The sequence below is a fragment of the Marinobacter lutaoensis genome, assembly GCF_001981305.1.
Classification (GTDB): domain Bacteria; phylum Pseudomonadota; class Gammaproteobacteria; order Pseudomonadales; family Oleiphilaceae; genus Marinobacter; species Marinobacter lutaoensis.
Genome location: NZ_MSCW01000007.1, coordinates 222,464 through 241,804, shown reverse-complemented (window position 1 = coordinate 241,804; position 19,341 = coordinate 222,464). Strand labels below are relative to the sequence as shown.

Sequence of the window (19,341 nt, the reverse complement as noted above, 5' to 3'; positions counted from 1 at the left end):
GGCGGTCATGCCTCCTGGAAGGTTGCCTCGAAGAACTGGTTCAGCCGGGTTTGGGCGGTTTCCCGGACCGCCGGCACCGGAATCTGCGCCACCAGCTCGTTGATGAAGGCCATGGTCAGCAGGACATGGGCCTCGCGCCGGCCGATGCCACGGGAGACCAGATAAAAGACGGATGTTTTGTCGAGCTGGCCGATGGTGGCTCCGTGGGCGCATTTGACGTCGTCGGCGTAAATCTCCAGCTCCGGCTTGGTATCGATTTCGGCACCGTTGGACAACAGCAGGTTCTTGTTGTTCATCTCGGCGTTCGACTTCTGGGCATCCGGATGAATGTGAATGCGGCCGTTGAACACCACGTGGGCCTGGTCGGCGGCGATGTTGCGATAGGTTTCCTCGCTGTTGCAGTGGCCGACCACGTGTTCGATGTTGGTGTGGTTGTCGTAGTGTTGCGCCCCCTGAGCGACCACCACGCCATTGAGCTTGCACTCGGCGCCTTCGCCTTCCAGACGCACCTGCAGGTCATGCCGGCGCAGGGCACCGCCAAAACCGACGCAATGGCTTTCGAAGCGGGAGTTACGCTGCTGACGCACACCGGTGGCGCCGATGTGCTGGATGCTATCGCCTTCCATATCCAGGCGAATGCTGGTCAGGTGGGCGCCTTCGTCGAGGCAGAATTCGGTAACCGCGTTGACCAGGACCTGAGCTTGGCCGTTGCTGCCGCTGGAAATGAATTCCTCGACCAGCGTCAGGCGGCTGTGGCGCCCGGCATCCACGAAAATCCGGGGAAAGGCGGAGCCACTGGCGTCGGCGTTGACTTCGTGGATGATGTACAACGGCTGATCCAGAACGGCATCCGGTTGCAGGCGGATCAACAGGCCATCCTCGAAGCGGGCGCTGTTCAGCTGTGCCAGTTGCACCGACTGCGGCGTCAGCGTGTGGTCCAGGCGGCCGGCCAGTTCCCGCGCTTCCTGTTCGTCCAGGTCGCTGAAACTGGTGATGGTGATGCCGTCCAGGTCCGGAAACTCGCTGGCCTCGGGCAGCATGACGCCGTTCAGGAACACCACCTTGTAGCCGGGAACCGCCAGGCTGGTGCCGGTCTTGCCTTCCGCCGGCAGGGAAATGGCCATGTCGTCGGCCAGTTTCAGGTGCCGGGCGGAGTATTTCCAGTTCTCGGTTTTCCGGGTCGGCAGCGGCATGCCCAGCAGGGCGGCGGCGCGCTGCTTGCGCAGCGCCAGCAGGGGCTGGGGCAGGCTCTGGCCGGCCGGGTGCAGAAACGCGGAGGATAGGGTAGGGGCTGGCTTCATTCCGCGAACTCCTCAGTTGGCCGGTGCGTCGGCGGCGTCTTCGTCCTTGATGCCGAGCCAGCCGTAGCCTTTCTCTTCCAGCTCCAGGGCCAGTTCACGGCCGCCGGATTTGATGATCCGGCCTCCGGCCAGCACGTGCACGTAGTCGGGCACGATGTGGTTCAGCAGGCGCTGGTAGTGGGTGACCATCAGGATTGCCCGGTCCGGGGAGCGCAGGGCGTTGACGCCGTCGGCGACGACCTTCAGGGCGTCGATGTCCAGCCCGGAGTCGGTTTCGTCGAGAATCGCCAGTTTCGGCTGCAACAGCAGCGCCTGCATGATTTCGTTACGTTTCTTTTCACCGCCGGAAAAGCCCTCGTTGACTCCCCGCTTGAGGAAGGACGGGTCCAGGTCCACCTGCTTGCACACCTCGCGGGCCAGTTTCATGAACTCGGCCGCGTTCATGTCCTCCTCGCCCCGGTGCTTGCGCATGGCGTTGACGGCGGTGCGCAGGAACTGCAGGTTGCTGACGCCGGGGATTTCGACCGGGTACTGGAAGGCCAGGAAGATGCCTTCGCGTGCCCGCTCCTCGGTCTCCAGCTCCAGCAGGTTCTGGCCATTCAGGGTCACCTCGCCCTCGGTTACTTCAAATGCTTCGTTGCCTGCCAGCACCTGGGACAGGGTGCTCTTGCCGGAACCGTTCGGGCCCATGATGGCGTGGACTTCGCCCGCCTTGATCTCCAGGTTGATACCTTTGAGGATTTCCTTGTCCTCAACGGATGCGTGCAGGTTCTTGATGCTCAGCATTTGTGGGGTTCTCTCTCGTCAATCGGTGTGAATTCGTTCGCCAATGCCCGCGGGGCGAGGTCAGCCCACGGACCCCTCCAGGCTGACTTCCAGCAGCTTGCCGGCCTCGACCGCAAACTCCATGGGCAGCTCCTTGAACACCTCCTTGCAGAAACCGTTCACGATCATCGAGACGGCCTGTTCCGGGTCGATGCCCCGTTGCCGGCACAGGAACAGCTGCTCGTCACTCACCTTGGAGGTGGTGGCCTCGTGCTCGACGATGGCGGACTTGTTCCGGCTCTCGATGTAGGGGAAGGTGTGGGCACCGCAGCGGTCGCCGATCAGCAACGAGTCGCATTGGGTGAAGTTGCGTGCGCCCTCGGCGCCCGGGCCGAACTTCACCAGGCCCCGGTAGGCATTGGAGCTGCGGCCGGCGGAGATGCCCTTGGAGATGATGGTGCTTTTGGTGTTCTTGCCCAGGTGGATCATTTTGGTACCGGTATCCGCCTGCTGGTAGTTGTGGGTCAGCGCCACGGAATAGAATTCGCCGACGCTGTTGTCGCCCCGCAGCACGCAGCTGGGATACTTCCAGGTGATGGCGGAACCGGTTTCCACCTGGGTCCAGGAGATCTTGGAGTTCTTGCCGATGCAGGCGCCGCGCTTGGTGACGAAGTTGTAGATGCCGCCTTTGCCCTCTTCGTCGCCCGGGTACCAGTTCTGGACGGTGGAGTACTTGATCTGGGCGTCGTCCAGCGCCACCAGTTCGACCACCGCCGCGTGCAGCTGATTCTCGTCGCGCATCGGCGCGGTGCAGCCTTCCAGGTAGCTGACGTAGCTGCCTTCGTCGGCGATGATCAGGGTGCGTTCGAACTGACCGGTGTTGGCGGCGTTGATGCGGAAGTAAGTGGACAGCTCCAGCGGGCAGCGCACGCCTTTGGGGATGTAGACGAAGGAACCGTCGGAGAATACCGCCGAGTTGAGCGCGGCGAAGTAGTTGTCACTGGGGGGGACCACGCTGCCCAGGTACTTCTGGACCAGCTCGGGGTATTTCTGGACCGCCTCGGAAATCGGGCAGAAGATCACGCCGGCCTCGGCCAGCTGTTCCTTGAAGGTGGTGGCCACGGACACGGAGTCGAACACCGCATCCACCGCCACGCCCGCGAGTTTGGCCCGCTCGTGCAGGGGAATGCCGAGCTTCTCGTAGGTTCTGAGCAGCTCCGGATCCACCTCGTCCAGACTCTGGGGCATGTCTTCCCGTTTCTTGGGAGCGGAGTAATAGGAAATGGCGTTGTAGTCCACTTTCGGGAAGTGGACGTGGGCCCAGTCCGGTTCGTCCATTTCCAGCCAGCGACGGTAGGCTTTCAGGCGCCACTCGAGCATGAACTCAGGTTCCCGCTTCACCTCGGAGAGGCGGCGGATAACGTCTTCGTTGAGACCGGGCTCGAAGGTATCGGCTTCGATTTCGGTCACGAAGCCGTGCTCGTATTCCCGTTTGATCAGCTCTTTCACCTCGTTGTCGGTGGTCGCCATGATCGTCGCTCCGTAATCTCTCATCGCGGGCTTATGGCCCTTGGTTTCTTCGCCGGCCGCCGGCTCGGCGGGCGAACGTGGTGTCTCGTTGGTGTTGCCGCGGACGTTCTTCCGTCGCTTCTGGCGAGCGATTATACAATACCAGAGTAAAATAGTCAGGTATTAAATCGGGCGTGGGGGGATTATACCTTAATCCCCCGGTCGGGCACTAAAGTCCAGGCCATGGCGGTGATCGACGGGGCCGCGGGTGGCCCCGCAGGTTCAGGCGCTGGCCTCGGCGGTCCCGGCGGGGGTCAGGATGCGGGTCAGGTAGCTGTGTTCGAGGCTCGGCGGCAGGTTGTCCGGGCGCGGAATGCGCACCACGTGGCCACTGCCGGGGGCGTAGGCCATGGTCTCGCCCTGCCGGTTTTCCATGGTGTTCGCGCAGAAACGGAGGTTGTCGGCCGGGGTGATCAGCTCCAGCGTGTCGCCCGGGGCGAACTTGTTTTTTACCTCGATGGTCAGCCAGCGGTCGTCGCAGTCGGCGACGGTGCCCACCACTTGCTGGGTGCCCAGATAGGAGGTGCCCTGTTCGTACGTCTGGTACTCCTCGGGCAGGTGCCGGCGCAGGAAACCTTCGGTGTAACCCCGGTGCGACAGCGCTTCCAGCTCGTCCATCAGCTGTTTGTCGAACGGCCTGCCGTGCAGGGCGTCGTCGATGGCGCGGCGGTAGACCTGGGTGGTCCGGGCCACGTAATAGGTGCTCTTGGTGCGGCCCTCGATTTTCAGCGAGTGCACGCCGATGTTGATGAGCTCCGCCACGTGCTGCACCGCGCGCAGGTCCTTGGAGTTCATGATGTAGGTGCCGTGCTCGTCCTCGTAGGCGGGGATGAAACTGCCCGGCCGGTTCGGTTCCTCCAGCAGCATTTCCCTGGGTTCGACCTGCTGGACCCGGGGCTGGGACGAGGTGGCGATCAGGTCGCCGGTGTCGTCGTGGCCGTGTTGCACGGTTTTGTAGTTCCAGCGGCAGGCATTGGTGCAGGCGCCCTGATTGGCGTCCCGGTGATTCATATAGCCGGACAGCAGGCAGCGGCCGGAGTAGGCCATGCACAGGGCGCCGTGCACGAACACTTCCAGTTCCATCTCCGGCACCCGTTCACGGATCTCCCGGATTTCGTCCAGGGCCAGCTCCCGGGACAGGATGACCCGGCTGATGCCCTGGCGGCGCCAGAACTCTACGGTCGCCCAGTTCACGGCGTTGGCCTGCACCGACAGGTGGATCGGCTGGTCCGGCCAAGTTTCCCGGACCAGCATGATCAGCCCGGGGTCGGACATGATCAGGGCGTCTGGCTTCAGTTCGATCACCGGTGCCAGGTCGTCCAGGTAGGTTCGGACCTTGCTGTTGTGCGGGGCGATGTTGGACACCAAATAGAACTGTTTGCCCAGGGCGTGGGCACGGTCGATGCCTTCGGCCAGGGCTGCAACATCCTTGAAACTGTTGTTCCTTACTCTCAGCGAGTAGCGCGGCTGGCCCGCGTACACCGCATCCGCGCCGTAGGCGAAGGCGGTTTCCAGGTGTTCCAGCGTGCCGGCAGGGGCAAGCAGTTCCGGGTAGGTCATGAAACTCGGCTCCGGGTTGGAATGGACTGTGGCGCGTTATTTTACTGGGGTTGGCGATGGAGTGCACGACTGTGGCAGGGTGTCGGGATCCGGACATTCCGTGATCTCGCTCAAAGGTCGTATTGTGTGTTTTCGGCTAACATGTGTACGCTGAAAAAGTGCGAAACTAGGACACAGTGTCAAAAGGAGGAGTCGTGCATGGCGGATGAGCCACTGACGTCGGAGGTGGCGCGGATGTCACTGAGTACCCGGGTGCGGTCGCTGATTGCCCACCAGCTCGCCCGGGGCAAGGTTGGGGTGGAGGCGGTGGCGTCGCAGCTGCACATGAGCCGCTACACCCTGCACAAGAAGCTCAAGCGGGAAGGGTTGACCTTCGCCAGTCTGCTGGAGGAGGTGCGCCGCACCCAGGCGCTGAGCTATCTGCAGGATCGGTCCAAGCCGCTCGTGGAAATCGCCGAGCAGCTTGGTTTTTCCGAGTTGAGCGCCTTCAGCCGGGCGTTCAAGCGCTGGATGGGAACGTCCCCGGCTGAATACCGGTCGGTCAGATTTTCCTGAACACCAGGGTGGCGTTGGTGCCGCCAAAGCCGAAGCTGTTGCTCATCACTAGGCCGAGGTTTTGGTTGTCCATGCGCTCGCGGACAATCGGGTAGCCCTCGGCACCCTCGTCCAGGGTCTGGATATTGGCGGACGGCGTGATGAAGCCGTCCCGCTGCATGATCAGCGTGTAGATGGCCTCGTGCACCCCCGCGGCCCCCAGCGCGTGCCCCGACAGCGGCTTGGTGGAGCTGATCGGCGGCATCCGGTCGCCAAAGGTTTCCCGGATTGCCTTCAGCTCGGTGATGTCGCCGGCCGGCGTGCTGGTGCCATGGGTGTTGATGTAGGCGATCTCGCCCTCGATGTTTTTCATGGCCTGACGCATGCAGCGCACCGCGCCTTCACCGCTGGGCGCGACCATGTCGGCGCCGTCGGAGGTGGCGCCAAAACCGACGATTTCGGCGATGATGTTGGCGCCCCGGGCCTCGGCGTGCTCCAGGGCCTCCAGGGCCAGAACGCCGCCGCCGCCGGAGATCACGAAGCCGTCCCGGTCGGCATCGTAGGTGCGAGAGGCCAGTTCCGGGGTGTCGTTGTACTTGGTGGAAAGCGCCCCCATGGCGTCGAACAGCAGGCTCAGGCTCCAGTGGATGTCCTCGCCGCCGCCGGCGAACATGATGTCCTGGCGGCCCAGGGCAATCAGGTCGGCGGCATGGCCGATGGCATGGGCGCTGGTGGCGCAGGCGGAGGTGATGCCGTAGTTGATACCCCGGATGCCGAACGCGGTGGCCAGGGAGGCGTTGATGGCGCTGCCCATGGTGCGCGGTACCCGGTAGGGGCCGACCCGGCGGATCCCTTTCTCTCGGTGGGTGTCGATGGAATCCAGCAACTCCACCGTGGAGGCGCCGCCCTGGCCGAAAATCAGGCCGGTACTGTCGGAGCGGATGTGCTCCTCGGTCAGGCCGGCCTGTTCGATGGCCTCGCGCATGGCCAGGTAGGTGTAGCCGGAGGCCGGGCACATGAAGCGCCAGAGCTTGCGGTCGATCAGCTCCGGCAGGTTCAGGTTGATCTGACCGCAGACATGGCTGCGCAGGCCATTGTCCTTCGCTTCCTGGCTGAAGCCGATGCCGGAACGGGTCGCCTTGAGGGATTCGGCGACTTCCTTCTGGTTGGAGCCCAGGCTGGAGACAATCCCCATGCCGGTAATGACAACGCGACGCATGTTGCTAACTCCTGCTAGAAATCATCGGTGGAGGTGAACAGGCCGACCCGGAGGTCCTTGGCGGTGTAGATTTCCCGGCCATCCACTTCCAGGCGGCCATCGGCGATGGCCATGGTGAGCTTGCGCCTGATCATCCGTTTGATATCCAGGTAGTAGCGCACCCGTTTGTTGCTGGGCAGGACCTGGCCGAAAAACTTCACTTCGCCGGCGCCCAGCGCCCGCCCCCGGCCTTCGCCACCGCTCCAGGCCAGGAAGAACCCCACCAGTTGCCACATGGCGTCGAGGCCCAGGCAGCCGGGCATCACCGGGTCACCCTCGAAATGGACCTTGAAGAACCAGAGATCCGGGTCGATGTCGAGCTCGGCCACCAGGCTGCCCTTGCCGTACAGCCCGTCGTCGGCGGCGATGTGGGTGATGCGGTCCACCATGAGCATTTCATCGATGGGCAGGCGCATGTCGCCAGGGAAGAGTTCGCCATGACCACACTTGATCAGGTCTTCTTTGTCAAAATGATCCGGGTACATAGTGCCAATATCTCGGTTACAGAATGGTGTCTCCAATACTGTACCGCGTATTCGGAAAGGCACTATTGACCTTTAGTGGATAACTGCAGAATGCATGTGTGTATCGTTGGGTGTGTCACCCGTCCTGGCCATCTGTCCGGGGGCGGGCAAGGACACCGGTGTATCGGATCAGGAACAGTCCGTAGGCGAGGGTCCAGAGTAGGCTGGCCGAGCCGATGCCGGCATGCCAGGGAATGAACTTGAACGCCGTCAGCACTCTCAGCAAGGCCGCAATCTGGATGGCAATAAAGGCGGTGACCATGCCACGCGGCAGCACCAGTGGCCGGCCGGTGTGGCCCAGGGACACTCGGGCAATCACGCCAAGAATCAGGCCGCCGATGGCGCCGGCACCCGCCGCGTGGCTCCAGGCATTGGCGGGCCAGCCCGCCAGGAGGGAGCCGGCAAGCAGAACCAGGGCCGCCGGTACCCAGAGAATGGACAGATGCAGTACCCAGAGCAAAGGCTCCCGGCGGGTCAGCCAGCCCTTCCAGTGGAACAGGCGTGTCAGCATGAGCACTGCGGCAATCAGGGACAGGATGGCGGTTGTCCGGGGCATGCCGGCGAGCATGCCAGCGAGTACCAGAATCAGGCTTAACAGGGTGATGAGATCCAGGGCCGGGATCATGCGTACCGCCGGACTGTTGATGCCCTGACGCTTCAGCCAGCCGGAGGTGAAAGCCGGGGTGATGCGCCCGCCAATGATGCTGATCAGGGCCATGGCCATGATCAGGGCGCCATGACTGAACGCCATGTCCAGCCGGGTAATGAAGCCAATCTGCATGGCCCAGAGCAGGCCAAGGACCACCAGGATGGGCACCTGGCGTTTCTGTTTGGCTCGCCAGATGCGCCATCCGGCATCCATCATCACCAGTGGCAGGAAGGCCAGATTCAGTCCCTGGACAAGCCATTCCGGCCAGCCAGCGCCGAAGGCCAGGGACAGCCGGCCTGCCAGCCACACGCCCCAGAGCAGGAGCAATGGCACGCCGTGCATGCGGTTGGTCTGGGTCCAGACGCAGACCGCCGTCAGCAGGAACCCGGCGATACCGGCCGACAGGAACCCGAACAGCATTTCGTGCTGGTGCCAGAGCAGGCCGGGCATGGCCAGAGGCAACTGAATGGCGCCGGACACCTGCAGTACCCAGGCCGGGATGGCCAGCACCGAGAGCAGGGCCATGGACAGGAAGAAAATCCGGAACGGATAGGCAAACAACTGTCGGACGCTTGCTCTGGGTGGTTCGGGGGAAGTGGGGATAGCCTGCATGATTCGGCTCCGTGAACATTCATTTGTCGTGAATGTTATATCCGGGTCGGCTTCCTGGCCATACCTGTCTGGAGGTATTTTGCGTACAATGGCCGGCACTTTTACGAACCGGATCGGGAATCTTTATGACTGCCTACGCGATTCTGAAGCACCTGCACATGACCACCGCCTACCTGACGGTGACCCTGTTTGCCCTGCGACTGCTGCTGGATGCGGTGGGGCGGCCGGGCTGGCGCCAGACGCCGCTGCGCTGGATTCCCCATGCCAATGACACGATCCTGCTGGTGGCGGCCATCGCCCTGCTGTTCGTCACCGGGTACATTTCCGATATGCCCGGCTGGGTCATCGCCAAGATTGTTCTGTTGATCGGCTATATCGCCGCCGGCGTGTTCGCCATGAAGCCCGCTTTTGGCAAGCCGGTACGGGTGACGGCTTCCATTGCCGCGCTGGTATGTGTCAGCGCCATTTTCCATCTGGCCATGGCCAAACCGGCCTTCGGCTGATTCACTCCTGCCGGTCGCCCACCTGCCTGCTCAGTTCCTGTAGCTGTTCCTGAACAGCCCGGAGCTGGCGGGCAATCTCATCACGCTCGTCATGGGCCTGCTGGGCGGCCCTGGCGTTCTGCTCCTCGCTCATCACCTCCAGTATGGCGCCGATCATCATGTTCAGGAAGATGAAGGCGGTCAGGAAAATGAAGGTCAGATAGTACAGCCAGCTGAGCGGATAGTGCTCCATGGTGGCGTACATCACGTCGGTCCAGTCCTCGAACGTCGCTACCCGGAACAGGGTCAACATGGCGATCGCGACATCGCCCCACAGGGTTTCGTCGATGTGGCTGAAGAACATCGCGCCCATGGCGGCGTAGATGTAGAAAATGATGAACATCAGTAGGGCAATGTAGCCCATGCGGGGGATGGCCTTGAGCAGCGAGTTGATCAGGAAACGCAGCTCCGGCACCACAGACACCAGCCGCAGCACCCGGAAAATCCGCAGCAAACGGCCGAGCAGCACGGCATCGGAATTGTCCAGCGGGATCAGGCTACCGATCACCACCAGAGTATCAAACAGGTTCCAGCCGTCGAGCAGGAAGCGGCGTTTGGCCGGGCAGGCGGCGAAGCGGAACAGGATTTCCACCAGGAAGAAAACGGTAATGGCGTTGTCCAACACCGTGAGGGTCTGTTCCACCAGGGCAGGCAGATCGTAGGTCTTGGCGCCGATGGTCAGGGCGGACAGAATGATGATGGCGATGACGGCGCCCTGAAAGATCTTGCTGGACTCGATCTGGCGCAAGGTGTGGAAACCGGCGACGGACTGGCTTTTCGTGGACATGCAAAGACTCCCGTGGATTCAGGACGGCGCAATTTTACTCACGGGGCGGCCCCGGCGGTAGCGTTTTCGGGGCGCGGTCAGCGGTGGGCCAGAATGATCCGCCAGGCGTCTTCGCTGACCGGCATCACCGACAGCCGGTTGCCCTTGCGCAGGAGCGGCAGCGACGCCAGGCCGGGCAGGTTGCGCAGTTCGTCCAGGGGCAGCAGCCGGGGCAGTTTGCGCTCGAAGATCAGATCGACCGCGTCCCAGCGGGGCTGTTCCGGGCGGCTTTTCGGATCGTGGTAGGGGGATGTCGGATCGAACTGGGTTGGGTCCGGGTAGGCGGGCCGGACGACCCGGGCGATGCCGGCAATGCCGATGTGCCGGCAGCTGGAGTGATAGATGAAGACGCTATCGCCCGCCTGCATCTGGCGCAGGAAATTCCGGGCCTGGTAGTTGCGCACGCCATCCCAGGGTACCGGCGTGTCCGGCGCCCGGGCAAAGTCATCGATACTGCATTCGTCCGGTTCGGTCTTGACCAGCCATTTCGCCATGCTGCGGGCCCCGTTCAGGCGGTGTGGGGCAGGACGCCATAATAGATGGCGCTGAAATGGCAGGCGCTGCCGCCGATCACGAACAGGTGCCAGACCGAATGCATGTACGGGATGCGGTCGGCCAGATAGAACGCCACCCCGGCGGTGTAGACGATGCCACCGGCGATGGTCAGGTTCAGAGCGGTCTCACTCAGGCTGGCCACCAGGTCCGAGGAGGCGAAGGTGATCAGCCAGCCCATGGCTATGTAGATGCCGACCCGAACCAGCTTGTAGCGGTTCTTGAAAATCACCTTGAGCACCACCCCGGTCAGCGCCAGCGACCAGATGACGGCGAACAGGGTCCAGCCCACGGTGCCGCGCATGTTGACCAGCAGGAACGGCGTATAGGTTCCGGCGATCAGCAGGAAAATGGCGCAGTGATCGAGGGTCTTGAAGGCACGCTTGAGCTCTGGTCGGCGGGCGCCGTGGTAGAGCGCCGAGGCCAGGTAAAGCAGGATCAGGGATGCGCCGAATATGCTGAAACTGACAATCTTCCAGGCATCGCCGGACTGGCTCGCGCCGGTGATCAGGGCGACGGTGCCAATGACACTGAGCAGGGCGCCAATGCCATGGGTGGCGCTGTTCAGCCACTCTTCGATGCGGTGGTGAATGGATTCGAAAGAGGAGGATGCGTGAGTCATTGCGGGGGTATCCGTGTTAGCCATAGGTCTAAAGGTACTTCAGCGTACACTTGTACGCAATGGCCGGAAGGTGACAATTCGGTCGTGTTCCGGCCGCGCCCCCCCTGCAATGGGCCCTGGCCGGTGATACACTCCTCGGCCATTCGTGTGTGACTGGTTGTACGGAGTTCCCATGGCCGCTGCCCTGGCACTGTTCGTCAAGCTGATTCCGCTGTATCTCACCGTGGCCCTGGGTTGGGTGGCCGGCCGCTATCTGGAGGCCAGCGGCCGGCAGCTGGCCGGCATCATGCTGTACATCGTGACCCCCTCGGTGGTGTTCTCCGGTGTCATGGCCGCGCCCCTGTCGCCGGAAGTGGTGCTGCTGCCGTTCCTGACCTTCGGTCTCTCCTGCGTGCTGGGGATCAGTCAGCTGAAGCTGGCCAGAAAGGTGGTGACCGACGGCAGTGCCAACATCATTCCGCTGTGCGTCGGGTCCGGTAACACCGGCTATTTCGGCGTGCCGGTGGCTCTGCTGCTGTTCGGCGAAGAGGGGCTGGGGCTGTATATCGTGTGCATGCTGGGGACCACGCTGTTCGAAAATTCGGTGGGGTTCTACCTGGCCGCACGGGGGCGCTACGATCTGCGGGATGCGCTGTTGCGGGTGCTGAAGCTGCCCTCGGTGTACGCTTTTCTGGCGGCGGTGGCTCTGAACCTGTCCGGCTTTCGCATCCCCGATGTCTTCGTGCCCCTGTTCGACAACCTGCGCGGGGCGTACAGCGTGCTTGGCATGATGATCATCGGCATGAGCATCACCAGCTTCCGCGGGCTGGCGGGTAACCTCCGGTTCACCGGCCTGGCGTTCTTCGGCAAGTTCGTGGTCTGGCCGCTGGTGGCGACCCTGTTCTGGTGGCTGGACGCCCACATCTTGGGCATCTACGACACCGCCGTACATCAGGCCATGTTTCTGATTGCCATCACCCCCATCGCCGCCAACACGGTGGTGATCGCGACGCTGCTGGACACCGCGCCACGCCAGGCTGCCGGCACCGTACTGCTGACCACCCTGTTCGCGCTGGTTTTCATTCCGGTGATGATTTCCCTGGCGTTCTAGGTGTCGGACGGCTCCGCCCGGCGAAGCCGCTCGCGAGTTTCCCCGTGCGCGGTGTCGAGGGTACGGCCGCGCCATGGTGTCCGGCCGAGGTCAGCAGTACGCCATGTTCGGGCAGCCGCTGGCGGACTGCTCCACCTGGATGGTGACGTGGCGGATGTTGAAATCGTGCGCCAGCATTTCGGTGGCGGCCTCGATCACTTCGTCGTTGTGGCCGGGTTCCGGTTTGACCAGGTGCACGGTGAGGGCGTTTTCCGTGGTGCTCAGGCCCCAGATATGGAGATGGTGCACGGAGGTGACGCCCGGTAGCTGCCGCAGGCGCTGAAACACCGCATCCGGGTCAATGTCCCTTGGCACCGCGTCCACCGCCAGATTCAGCGAGTCCTTCAGCAGCCGCCAGGTGCCGATGAAAATCACCACGGCAATCACCAGGCTGACCAGGGGATCGATCCACGCTTGTCCGGTGATCATGATCAGCAGCCCGGCCACCACCACGCCCACCGAGACGGCGGTGTCCGCCGCCATGTGCAGGAACGCGCCCCGGATGTTGAGGTCGTCGTCCTGCCCTTTCAGAAACAGCAGCATGGTGGCGCCATTGACCAGCACCCCGATGCCGGCCACCACCAGGACGGTGAGTCCGGTGACCTCGGCGGGGTCGCTGAAGCGGCGGATGGCTTCCCAGGCAATGCCGCCGACGGCAGCAATCAGGAACAGGGCGTTGAACAGCGCCGCCAGCACGGTGGATTTTTTCAGGCCGTAGGTGTTCCTGTCCGTGGCTTTGCGGGTGGCCAGCCAGCTGGCCCCCCAGGCCATCACCAGCCCCAGTACGTCGCTCAGGTTGTGGCCGGCGTCCGCCAGCAGCGCCAGGGAGCCGGACAGGAGGCCGTAGGCAGCCTCAATGGCGACGAAGGCGAGGTTGAGTGTTACCCCAAGGGCGAAGGCCCGGCTGTGGGTGTTGAAATGGTGGGCGTGGCCGTGTCCGTGATCCGGGTGGCTGTGCATGCGCGCGTGTCCTCCGTTGTTCGCGGTGATGCCCTGTATTTAAAACCCTGTAGTGACGACAGGGTCAAGTCACAGGGCGCGGGACTCGCGGATCAGTCGCGCCAGGTCCTCGCTGATCTGTTGCGGGGACAGCCCCGGGCGCAGCAGCAGTCGGGCGCGGCCGGTACCGTCGAAGACATACACGGCGCTGCCATGGGAGACGTTGTAGTTGCCCTCGGCATCGGGCTGGTCGTAACCGAAGGTGGTGCGGTAGCGCCGGGTCAGGGTGCGCAACGCGGGGATCGGTCCGGTCAGGCCGGTGACCTGTTCACCGTAGAAACCGGCATAACTGGACAGTCGCTCCGGCGTATCCCGGCGGGGGTCGACGCTGACGAACAGCACCTCGACCGCGTCGCGTTCAGCTTCCGGCAGTCGCCGGATCGCCTGGCGCAGGCCGGCCAGGGTGCTCGGGCAGACATCGGGACAGGACGTGTAGCCGAAATACAGCAGCCGCACCTTGCCCGCCGAGGCCTCCGGGGTCACCGGTGCGCCGCTGGGGGCGTTCAGCCGGAATGCCAGGTCGGGCATCAGCCCGCGGATGTCCTTGCCGTGCCACTGTGGATCCTGGCCGAGGCACCCGGTCAGGATCAGGGCGGCCATCAGCAGCAGTCCAGTGTAAGCGCGAGTCATGGGGAACGACCTCCTGTGACGGGTTGGCTGGCCAGCGCCTGGCCGTCCTCGTGCAGGGCCCGGCGCAACAGCAGCAGGATACCGAGCACGCTCATCATGGCCGGGGGAATCCAGGTGAGCAGTCCGCCCAGGAGCTGATCGGTCTCCGGTGCCATTGGCCAGGCCCGGCCGCACACCTCGTAGACGTCGTACACCTGGCCCCGGGAGAACACGATCCAGGCGCCCAGCAGCATTTGTGGCAGCGCCACCAGCGCCAGGATCAGGATGCGTTTGCCATAGCCGAGGGTCCGCCCGCCCGCCGGGGAGCGGGCATCGAGCATCAACCACCAGAACAGCAGGCCATCCAGCAGCATGCTCCAGTTCATGGTCCAGTACAGCGGGCGCGAGAGCATGGCGTCGAAGTGGATTGGCGGCCACAGCCACAGATAGATCAGCCCCACGAACAGCAGCGCCGCCACCACCGGCTGCTGCAGCGCCCGGTACAGGGTACCGACCGGGCGCAGCAGGGGGTGACCATCGGGAGCCAGGCGTGCCCGCCAGAACCGGAAGACCGGCAGAGGGTTGGACAGGGCGATCAGGAACGGGCCCAGGTGATGCAGGATCAGGTGCTGGCCCCGGTGCACGAAGAACATGTACTGGGCGTAGTAGTCGAACCGGGTCTGCATCACCCCGTAACACAGCAGCAGCCCGAGGCCGAACGCCAGTACCCGCAGCGCCCCTGGCCGCTGGTTCCGGGGCAGACGTGGTAGGGCATAGCCGTAGCTGGCCGCGGCCAGGACGAACACCAGGATGGTCAGGGGCGAGGCATCGTAGGGTGCCAGGACTCCAAGTTCGGGCATGGAAACCACTCCGTGTGCAAACACGGCCAATCGGGCTTATCTTTGTTATCAGTCCACTTCGAGTGTTGACTCCCGGCGCGTGGATTTCAAGGCGTGTTCCGGCATTGTCGACGGAGGTAACGGATGGCTCGGTTCGACGAGGCGATGCGACCGCCTTCGGTTCTGATCTTTGACTGGCACGGCACCCTGGTGGATACCCACGATGCCATGTTCAGTGCCATGGAAGAGATGCTGCCCCAGCTGGAGGCGCTGGGGCTGGTGGAACGCCTGTTGCCGGAGGCCCGGTGCCGCACTCGGGACGACGCCCGCCTGGTCCGCTACATCCGCGTGTTCCGGCGTCTGCACCCACGCATCCTGGCCGAGCGGCGGGTATCCCGGACCGATATCTTCAACGCCATTTTCGGGGACGACCGGGACGCCAAGCTGATCGCCCATCGTGCCTACAATGCGGCGTACCGCAAGTATTTCGGCCGGGTGAAACCGTTCCAGCCGGGTGCCTATGAATACCTGGGGGCTCTGAAGGCCCTGGGCATCCGGCTGGCGGTGTGCACCAACCGCAACCGGGAGTTTCTCGACCGGGAGCTGGCGACGGTGGACGAAGGCCGCTGGTCCGGCCTGTTCGATGCCACGGTCTGTGCCGACGACGTCACCGAGTACAAGCCGGACCCCCAGGTCCTGCTGAAGGTGCTGGAAACCCTGGCGTTACCGCCGGACAGCCGGGCCTGGTACATCGGCGACAGCTATGTGGACATGCTCACCGCGCACCGGGCTGGGATCTGCGGGGTGTTCTTCAACGGCGCGGGCTGGGAGCCGGAACGGATCGACAGCTGGTTCACCCGGCGCGACGCGCCGGCCGCGATCCTGGACACCTTCGAGGACCTGATGGACCTGCTGGCGTTGCTGGAGCGCCGGGAACCGGCGGCGTTCCGGTGTCAGCCGGCGGCGGTGCGACCCCGACCCTTCCCGCCACCCGAGCGCCCGGCGCCCCGTGTCGAGCCGGACTGGCATCCGGCGGTGGCAAAGCTGATCCGGCCGGCGGTGATTCTGTTCGACTGGCACGCGACTCTGGTGGATACCCTGGATGCCATGTACCACGCGGTGGACGATATGCTGCCGGAATTCCATTCGCTGGGGTTGATGACGCGGATGGTGGCACCGGAAGACAGCAAGACGCCGGAGGATGCCCGGCTGGTCGCCTATGTGCGTGAGTTCGCGCGTCTGCATCCGAAGGTGAAGGCCGACCGGAAGATCTCCCGGACGGACATTTTCGAGGTACTGTTCGGGGACGACGAAAACGCCAAGCAGATCGCGCACCACGCCTTCAACCAGCACTACCGCAACCACTACGGTACCGTGAAGGCCTTTGAGCCGAAGGTGCGCGAGATGCTCGAGGGGCTACGGCGGCTGGGCCTTCAGCTGGGCGTGATTACCAACCGGGACCGGGAGTTCTTCGAACATGAGCTGGCGGCGGTGGAGGGGACCGGCTGGTCGCACCTGTTCGATGTTGACGTCTGCGGCGACGACACGCCCCTGCGCAAACCCCACCCCGACCAGCTGCTGCTGGCGGTGCAGAAACTGGACTATCCCCCGGACCCGAGTGTCTGGTACGTCGGCGACAGCACCACCGATGTCATCGCCGCCAAGCGCGCGGGCATGACCTCGGTGTTCTTCAACGGCGCCCAGTGGGACCTGCCGTGGCTGAACAAGATCTTTCCCGGTACCCACAAGCATCCGGACAAACCGGACGTGGTGGTCAACGACTTCTCCGAATTCTGGGCACTGGTGCTGGCCTGCGAGGTCGGGCCGCCCTAGTGTTCGGAGCGCCTCCAGATTCGCCAGCAGGGCTTCGACGCGGGCCCGCACATTCGCAGCGGGGGTTACCGGCTGCATGCCGTGCGTCGACGATCGTGCCCGGTCCTGACCCGGGTCAACGGCGGGGAGCCCGTAAGCTGCCATAATGAAACGCTTACGTGATGCATAGTTTTTCTACTCCAGAGTGTTGCCATGGCTTTCGATACCGTTGCTGAACGTTCCAATGAACTCCCGTCTTTCATCTGGGATGAGGCCCTGATCCGTCGCTACGACCTCAGCGGCCCACGCTATACCTCCTATCCCACCGCGGTGGAGTTCACCGCCGAGTTTGGGCCCGAGGCCATGGCGGAAGCCGCCCGCCGCAGCCGGGCGACCGGCGGTCCGCTGTCGCTGTATACGCACCTGCCGTTCTGCGCGCACCTGTGCTATTACTGTGCCTGCAACAAAGTGATCACCAAAAAGCGCGACAAGGCGATGCCCTATGTGGAGCGCCTGCTCCGGGAAGCGGCTCTCCAGGCCCGCCTGTTTGGCGCGGACCGGCCGGTGCAGCAGCTGCACTGGGGCGGCGGCACCCCCACCTTCCTGCCGCGCGAGGCCATGCGCCATCTGATGGCCGGGTACGCCGAACTGTTCAAGCTGGACAGCAGCGAAACCCGGGACTACAGCGTTGAGATCGATCCCCGCGAGGTTGCGGACGACACGCTGGCGACCCTGTGGGAGCTGGGTTTCAACCGCATCAGTCTGGGGGTGCAGGACGTCAACCCTGCGGTGCAGAAGGCGGTCAATCGGGTGCAGCCGCGCGCGATGACCGAGGCGGTGCTGGACGAGGCGCGCCGGCTCGGCTTCCGTTCCATCAATCTGGACCTGATCTACGGCCTGCCCTATCAGACGCCGGAAAGCTTTGCCGAAACCCTCGAGGCGGTGATCGAGATGTCGCCGGACCGGTTGTCGGTGTTCAGTTACGCCCACCTGCCGGACCGTTTCTATCCGCAGACCCGCATTCAGGCGGACACTCTGCCCAGCCCGCAACAGAAGCTGACCATCCTGCACAACACCATCAACCGGCTGCTGGACGCGGGTTATGAGTACATTGGCATGGACCACTTCGCCAAGCCGGACGACAGCCTGGCGGCGGCCCAGCGCGAAGGCCGTCTGCACCGGAATTTCCAGGGGTACACCACCCATTCGGATTGCGACCTGGTGTCGCTGGGTGTGTCGGCCATCGGCCAGACCGACGAGGCCTACTTCCAGAACAACCACGACTTGGCCGCTTGGGAGGCCGCCATCGACGAGGGCCGCCTGGCAACGATCCGGGGCGTGGCCCTGACCCGGGACGACCGCATCCGGCGCTGGGTCATCGGCCAGCTGATCTGCCAGTTCCGTCTCGACCGGAAACAGTTCGCGGCCCGGTGGCAGGAGGACTTCGACCGCTACTTCAGCGATGAACTGCGCCGGCTGGCGCCGATGATTCAGGACGATCTGGTCGCCGACCGGGGACAGGTTCTGCAGGTGCAACCGGCGGGCCGGCTGCTGATCCGCGCCATCTGCCAGATCTTTGATCTGTACCGCAAGGAAGGCGCCAGCCAGCGGTTCTCGCGGATCATCTGAGGCGGAGTCAGCCGCCGGTCATGTTCATGAAGCGCAGGATCTGGACCTCGCCCCGGCTGGAGAAGTGGTGGCGTTCCGGTTTCAGGTCCATGGCGTCGATGATGGCCTGGCGCAGGCGGTCATCGTCCTCGGCGTGCTCCCTGAGCACCGGGCGCAGATCGACCGAGTGCTCGTTCCCCAGGCACAGCAGCAGGCGTCCTTCCACCGTGACCCGGACGCGGTTGCAGCTGGCGCAGAAGTTGTGGGAGTGGGGGGAAATGAACCCGACCCGAATGTGGCTGTCGGGCATCCGGTAGTAGCGTGCCGGGCCGCCGGAGTCTTCGGTGGCCGGAATCAGGTCGTGGTGCCGCTGGATGATCGCACGCACCTCGTCGCTGGTGCACAGTGACAGTCCCCGGTCGTGCTCTTGGATTTCCCCAAGCGGCATCTCTTCGATGAAGGTGATGTCCACCTGCTTGCGTCGGGCGAACTCGATCAGCTCCGGAATCTCGTCGTCGTTGCGCCCTTTCATGATCACGCTGTTGAGCCGGATACGCCGGAAGCCCGCCTGTCGCGCCGCGTCGATGCCTTCGAGTACCCGGCTCAGGTCGCCGGTGCGGGTGATCTGCCTGAAGCGCGCCGCATCCAGGGAGTCGAGGCTGATGTTGAGCCGGTGCAGACCGGCCCGGCGCAGTGGTTCCGCCATCGTCGACAGTTGGCTGCCGTTGGTGGTCATGGCGAAATCCCGGAGGCCGTAACCGCCGATTTCCCGAACCAGTTCGAGGATGTTGCGGCGTACCAGGGGCTCGCCGCCGGTCAGGCGGACTTTTTCGGTACCCAGAGTCATGAAGGTCCGGGCGACCCGGGCGATTTCCTCCAGGGTGAGAACCTGTGGGCGTGGCAGAAAGGTCATGTCCTCCGCCATGCAGTAGACGCACCGGAAATCACAGCGATCGGTGACGGATAACCGAACGTAGTTGACGGTGCGGCCGAATCGGTCCGTGAGTACCTGTCGGGCCATGGTTCACCTG

Annotated in this window: 19 protein-coding genes; 5 read left to right on the top strand and 14 right to left on the bottom strand. The window is 63.8% G+C overall.

All coding sequences use genetic code 11. The annotated features are described in order from the left end of the window. Positions 1 to 5: 5 nt before the first annotated feature. The 4 genes from sufD to trhP all read right to left on the bottom strand — a co-directional run bounded on the left by sufD (position 6) and on the right by trhP (position 5,195). Positions 6 to 1,301, bottom strand: coding sequence for a Fe-S cluster assembly protein SufD (gene sufD / locus BTO32_RS10690; RefSeq protein ID WP_076724632.1), 1,296 nt, complete (start codon positions 1,299 to 1,301; stop codon positions 6 to 8). A 12-nt stretch (positions 1,302 to 1,313) separates the two neighbouring features. Then, entirely contained in the window at positions 1,314 to 2,087 is a 774-nt protein-coding gene (gene sufC / locus BTO32_RS10685) for a Fe-S cluster assembly ATPase SufC (protein WP_076724631.1), read from the bottom strand. A gap of 60 nt (positions 2,088 to 2,147) precedes the next feature. Continuing rightward, positions 2,148 to 3,596 carry a Fe-S cluster assembly protein SufB gene (gene sufB, locus BTO32_RS10680; RefSeq protein WP_076724630.1) on the bottom strand — a complete coding sequence of 483 codons (1,449 nt, stop codon included), beginning with the start codon at positions 3,594 to 3,596 and terminating at the stop codon, positions 2,148 to 2,150. A 261-nt stretch (positions 3,597 to 3,857) separates the two neighbouring features. After that, a complete protein-coding gene (gene trhP / locus BTO32_RS10675) occupies positions 3,858 to 5,195 on the bottom strand; it encodes a prephenate-dependent tRNA uridine(34) hydroxylase TrhP (protein ID WP_076724629.1) in 1,338 nt (445 codons plus the stop codon). Between the two features lie 198 nt (positions 5,196 to 5,393). Between trhP and BTO32_RS10670 the strand changes: the two genes are divergently transcribed. Further along, the gene (locus BTO32_RS10670; RefSeq protein WP_076724628.1) at positions 5,394 to 5,750 is read left to right on the top strand and encodes a helix-turn-helix transcriptional regulator; all 357 of its coding nucleotides are present in this window, start codon (positions 5,394 to 5,396) and stop codon (positions 5,748 to 5,750) included. Here the strand turns inward: BTO32_RS10670 and fabB are convergent. From fabB to BTO32_RS10655, 3 genes are all read right to left on the bottom strand, one after another. Beyond that, positions 5,737 to 6,948 carry a beta-ketoacyl-ACP synthase I gene (fabB, locus tag BTO32_RS10665; protein ID WP_076724627.1) on the bottom strand — a complete coding sequence of 404 codons (1,212 nt, stop codon included), beginning with the start codon at positions 6,946 to 6,948 and terminating at the stop codon, positions 5,737 to 5,739. The genes BTO32_RS10670 and fabB overlap by 14 nt on opposite strands. Positions 6,949 to 6,962: 14 nt before the next feature. Continuing rightward, complete coding sequence (gene fabA, locus BTO32_RS10660) at positions 6,963 to 7,472, bottom strand: bifunctional 3-hydroxydecanoyl-ACP dehydratase/trans-2-decenoyl-ACP isomerase (protein ID WP_076724626.1); 510 nt, start codon at positions 7,470 to 7,472, stop codon at positions 6,963 to 6,965. A 115-nt stretch (positions 7,473 to 7,587) separates the two neighbouring features. Continuing rightward, complete coding sequence (locus tag BTO32_RS10655) at positions 7,588 to 8,772, bottom strand: NnrS family protein (RefSeq protein WP_076724625.1); 1,185 nt, start codon at positions 8,770 to 8,772, stop codon at positions 7,588 to 7,590. A gap of 125 nt (positions 8,773 to 8,897) precedes the next feature. On the opposite strand from BTO32_RS10655, the gene BTO32_RS10650 reads away from it, so the two are divergent. Beyond that, positions 8,898 to 9,275: a SirB2 family protein gene (locus BTO32_RS10650; protein WP_076724624.1), complete on the top strand. Its 378-nt coding sequence runs from the start codon at positions 8,898 to 8,900 to the stop codon at positions 9,273 to 9,275. Position 9,276: 1 nt separating this feature from the next. Here BTO32_RS10650 and BTO32_RS10645 read toward each other — a convergent pair whose 3' ends face one another. The 3 genes from BTO32_RS10645 to trhA all read right to left on the bottom strand — a co-directional run bounded on the left by BTO32_RS10645 (position 9,277) and on the right by trhA (position 11,314). Then, the gene (locus tag BTO32_RS10645; protein ID WP_076724623.1) at positions 9,277 to 10,101 is read right to left on the bottom strand and encodes an ion transporter; all 825 of its coding nucleotides are present in this window, start codon (positions 10,099 to 10,101) and stop codon (positions 9,277 to 9,279) included. A gap of 77 nt (positions 10,102 to 10,178) precedes the next feature. Continuing rightward, positions 10,179 to 10,634: an EVE domain-containing protein gene (locus BTO32_RS10640; protein WP_076724622.1), complete on the bottom strand. Its 456-nt coding sequence runs from the start codon at positions 10,632 to 10,634 to the stop codon at positions 10,179 to 10,181. Positions 10,635 to 10,648: 14 nt separating this feature from the next. Next, the gene (trhA, locus tag BTO32_RS10635) at positions 10,649 to 11,314 is read right to left on the bottom strand and encodes a PAQR family membrane homeostasis protein TrhA (RefSeq protein ID WP_076724621.1); all 666 of its coding nucleotides are present in this window, start codon (positions 11,312 to 11,314) and stop codon (positions 10,649 to 10,651) included. A gap of 172 nt (positions 11,315 to 11,486) precedes the next feature. On the opposite strand from trhA, the gene BTO32_RS10630 reads away from it, so the two are divergent. Beyond that, positions 11,487 to 12,404 (top strand): AEC family transporter, encoded by a 918-nt coding sequence (locus tag BTO32_RS10630; protein WP_076724620.1) that lies wholly within the window; start codon positions 11,487 to 11,489, stop codon positions 12,402 to 12,404. Positions 12,405 to 12,494: 90 nt separating this feature from the next. Here BTO32_RS10630 and BTO32_RS10625 read toward each other — a convergent pair whose 3' ends face one another. The 3 genes from BTO32_RS10625 to BTO32_RS10615 form a co-directional block, all read right to left on the bottom strand. After that, the gene (locus tag BTO32_RS10625) at positions 12,495 to 13,403 is read right to left on the bottom strand and encodes a cation diffusion facilitator family transporter (protein WP_076724619.1); all 909 of its coding nucleotides are present in this window, start codon (positions 13,401 to 13,403) and stop codon (positions 12,495 to 12,497) included. Positions 13,404 to 13,472: 69 nt separating this feature from the next. After that, positions 13,473 to 14,072 carry an SCO family protein gene (locus BTO32_RS10620; protein ID WP_076724618.1) on the bottom strand — a complete coding sequence of 200 codons (600 nt, stop codon included), beginning with the start codon at positions 14,070 to 14,072 and terminating at the stop codon, positions 13,473 to 13,475. Beyond that, positions 14,069 to 14,911: a cytochrome c oxidase assembly protein gene (locus BTO32_RS10615; RefSeq protein ID WP_076724617.1), complete on the bottom strand. Its 843-nt coding sequence runs from the start codon at positions 14,909 to 14,911 to the stop codon at positions 14,069 to 14,071. Before BTO32_RS10615 ends, BTO32_RS10620 begins: the two co-directional genes overlap by 4 nt. A 123-nt stretch (positions 14,912 to 15,034) precedes the next feature. Between BTO32_RS10615 and BTO32_RS10610 the strand changes: the two genes are divergently transcribed. Beyond that, positions 15,035 to 16,723, top strand: coding sequence for an HAD family hydrolase (locus BTO32_RS10610; RefSeq protein ID WP_076724616.1), 1,689 nt, complete (start codon positions 15,035 to 15,037; stop codon positions 16,721 to 16,723). A gap of 192 nt (positions 16,724 to 16,915) precedes the next feature. Continuing rightward, the gene (gene hemN, locus BTO32_RS10605) at positions 16,916 to 18,331 is read left to right on the top strand and encodes an oxygen-independent coproporphyrinogen III oxidase (RefSeq protein WP_076724615.1); all 1,416 of its coding nucleotides are present in this window, start codon (positions 16,916 to 16,918) and stop codon (positions 18,329 to 18,331) included. A 7-nt stretch (positions 18,332 to 18,338) separates the two neighbouring features. On the opposite strand, the gene moaA is transcribed toward hemN, so the two are convergent. Next, complete coding sequence (gene moaA, locus BTO32_RS10600; protein ID WP_076724614.1) at positions 18,339 to 19,331, bottom strand: GTP 3',8-cyclase MoaA; 993 nt, start codon at positions 19,329 to 19,331, stop codon at positions 18,339 to 18,341. Positions 19,332 to 19,341: the final 10 nt, after the last annotated feature.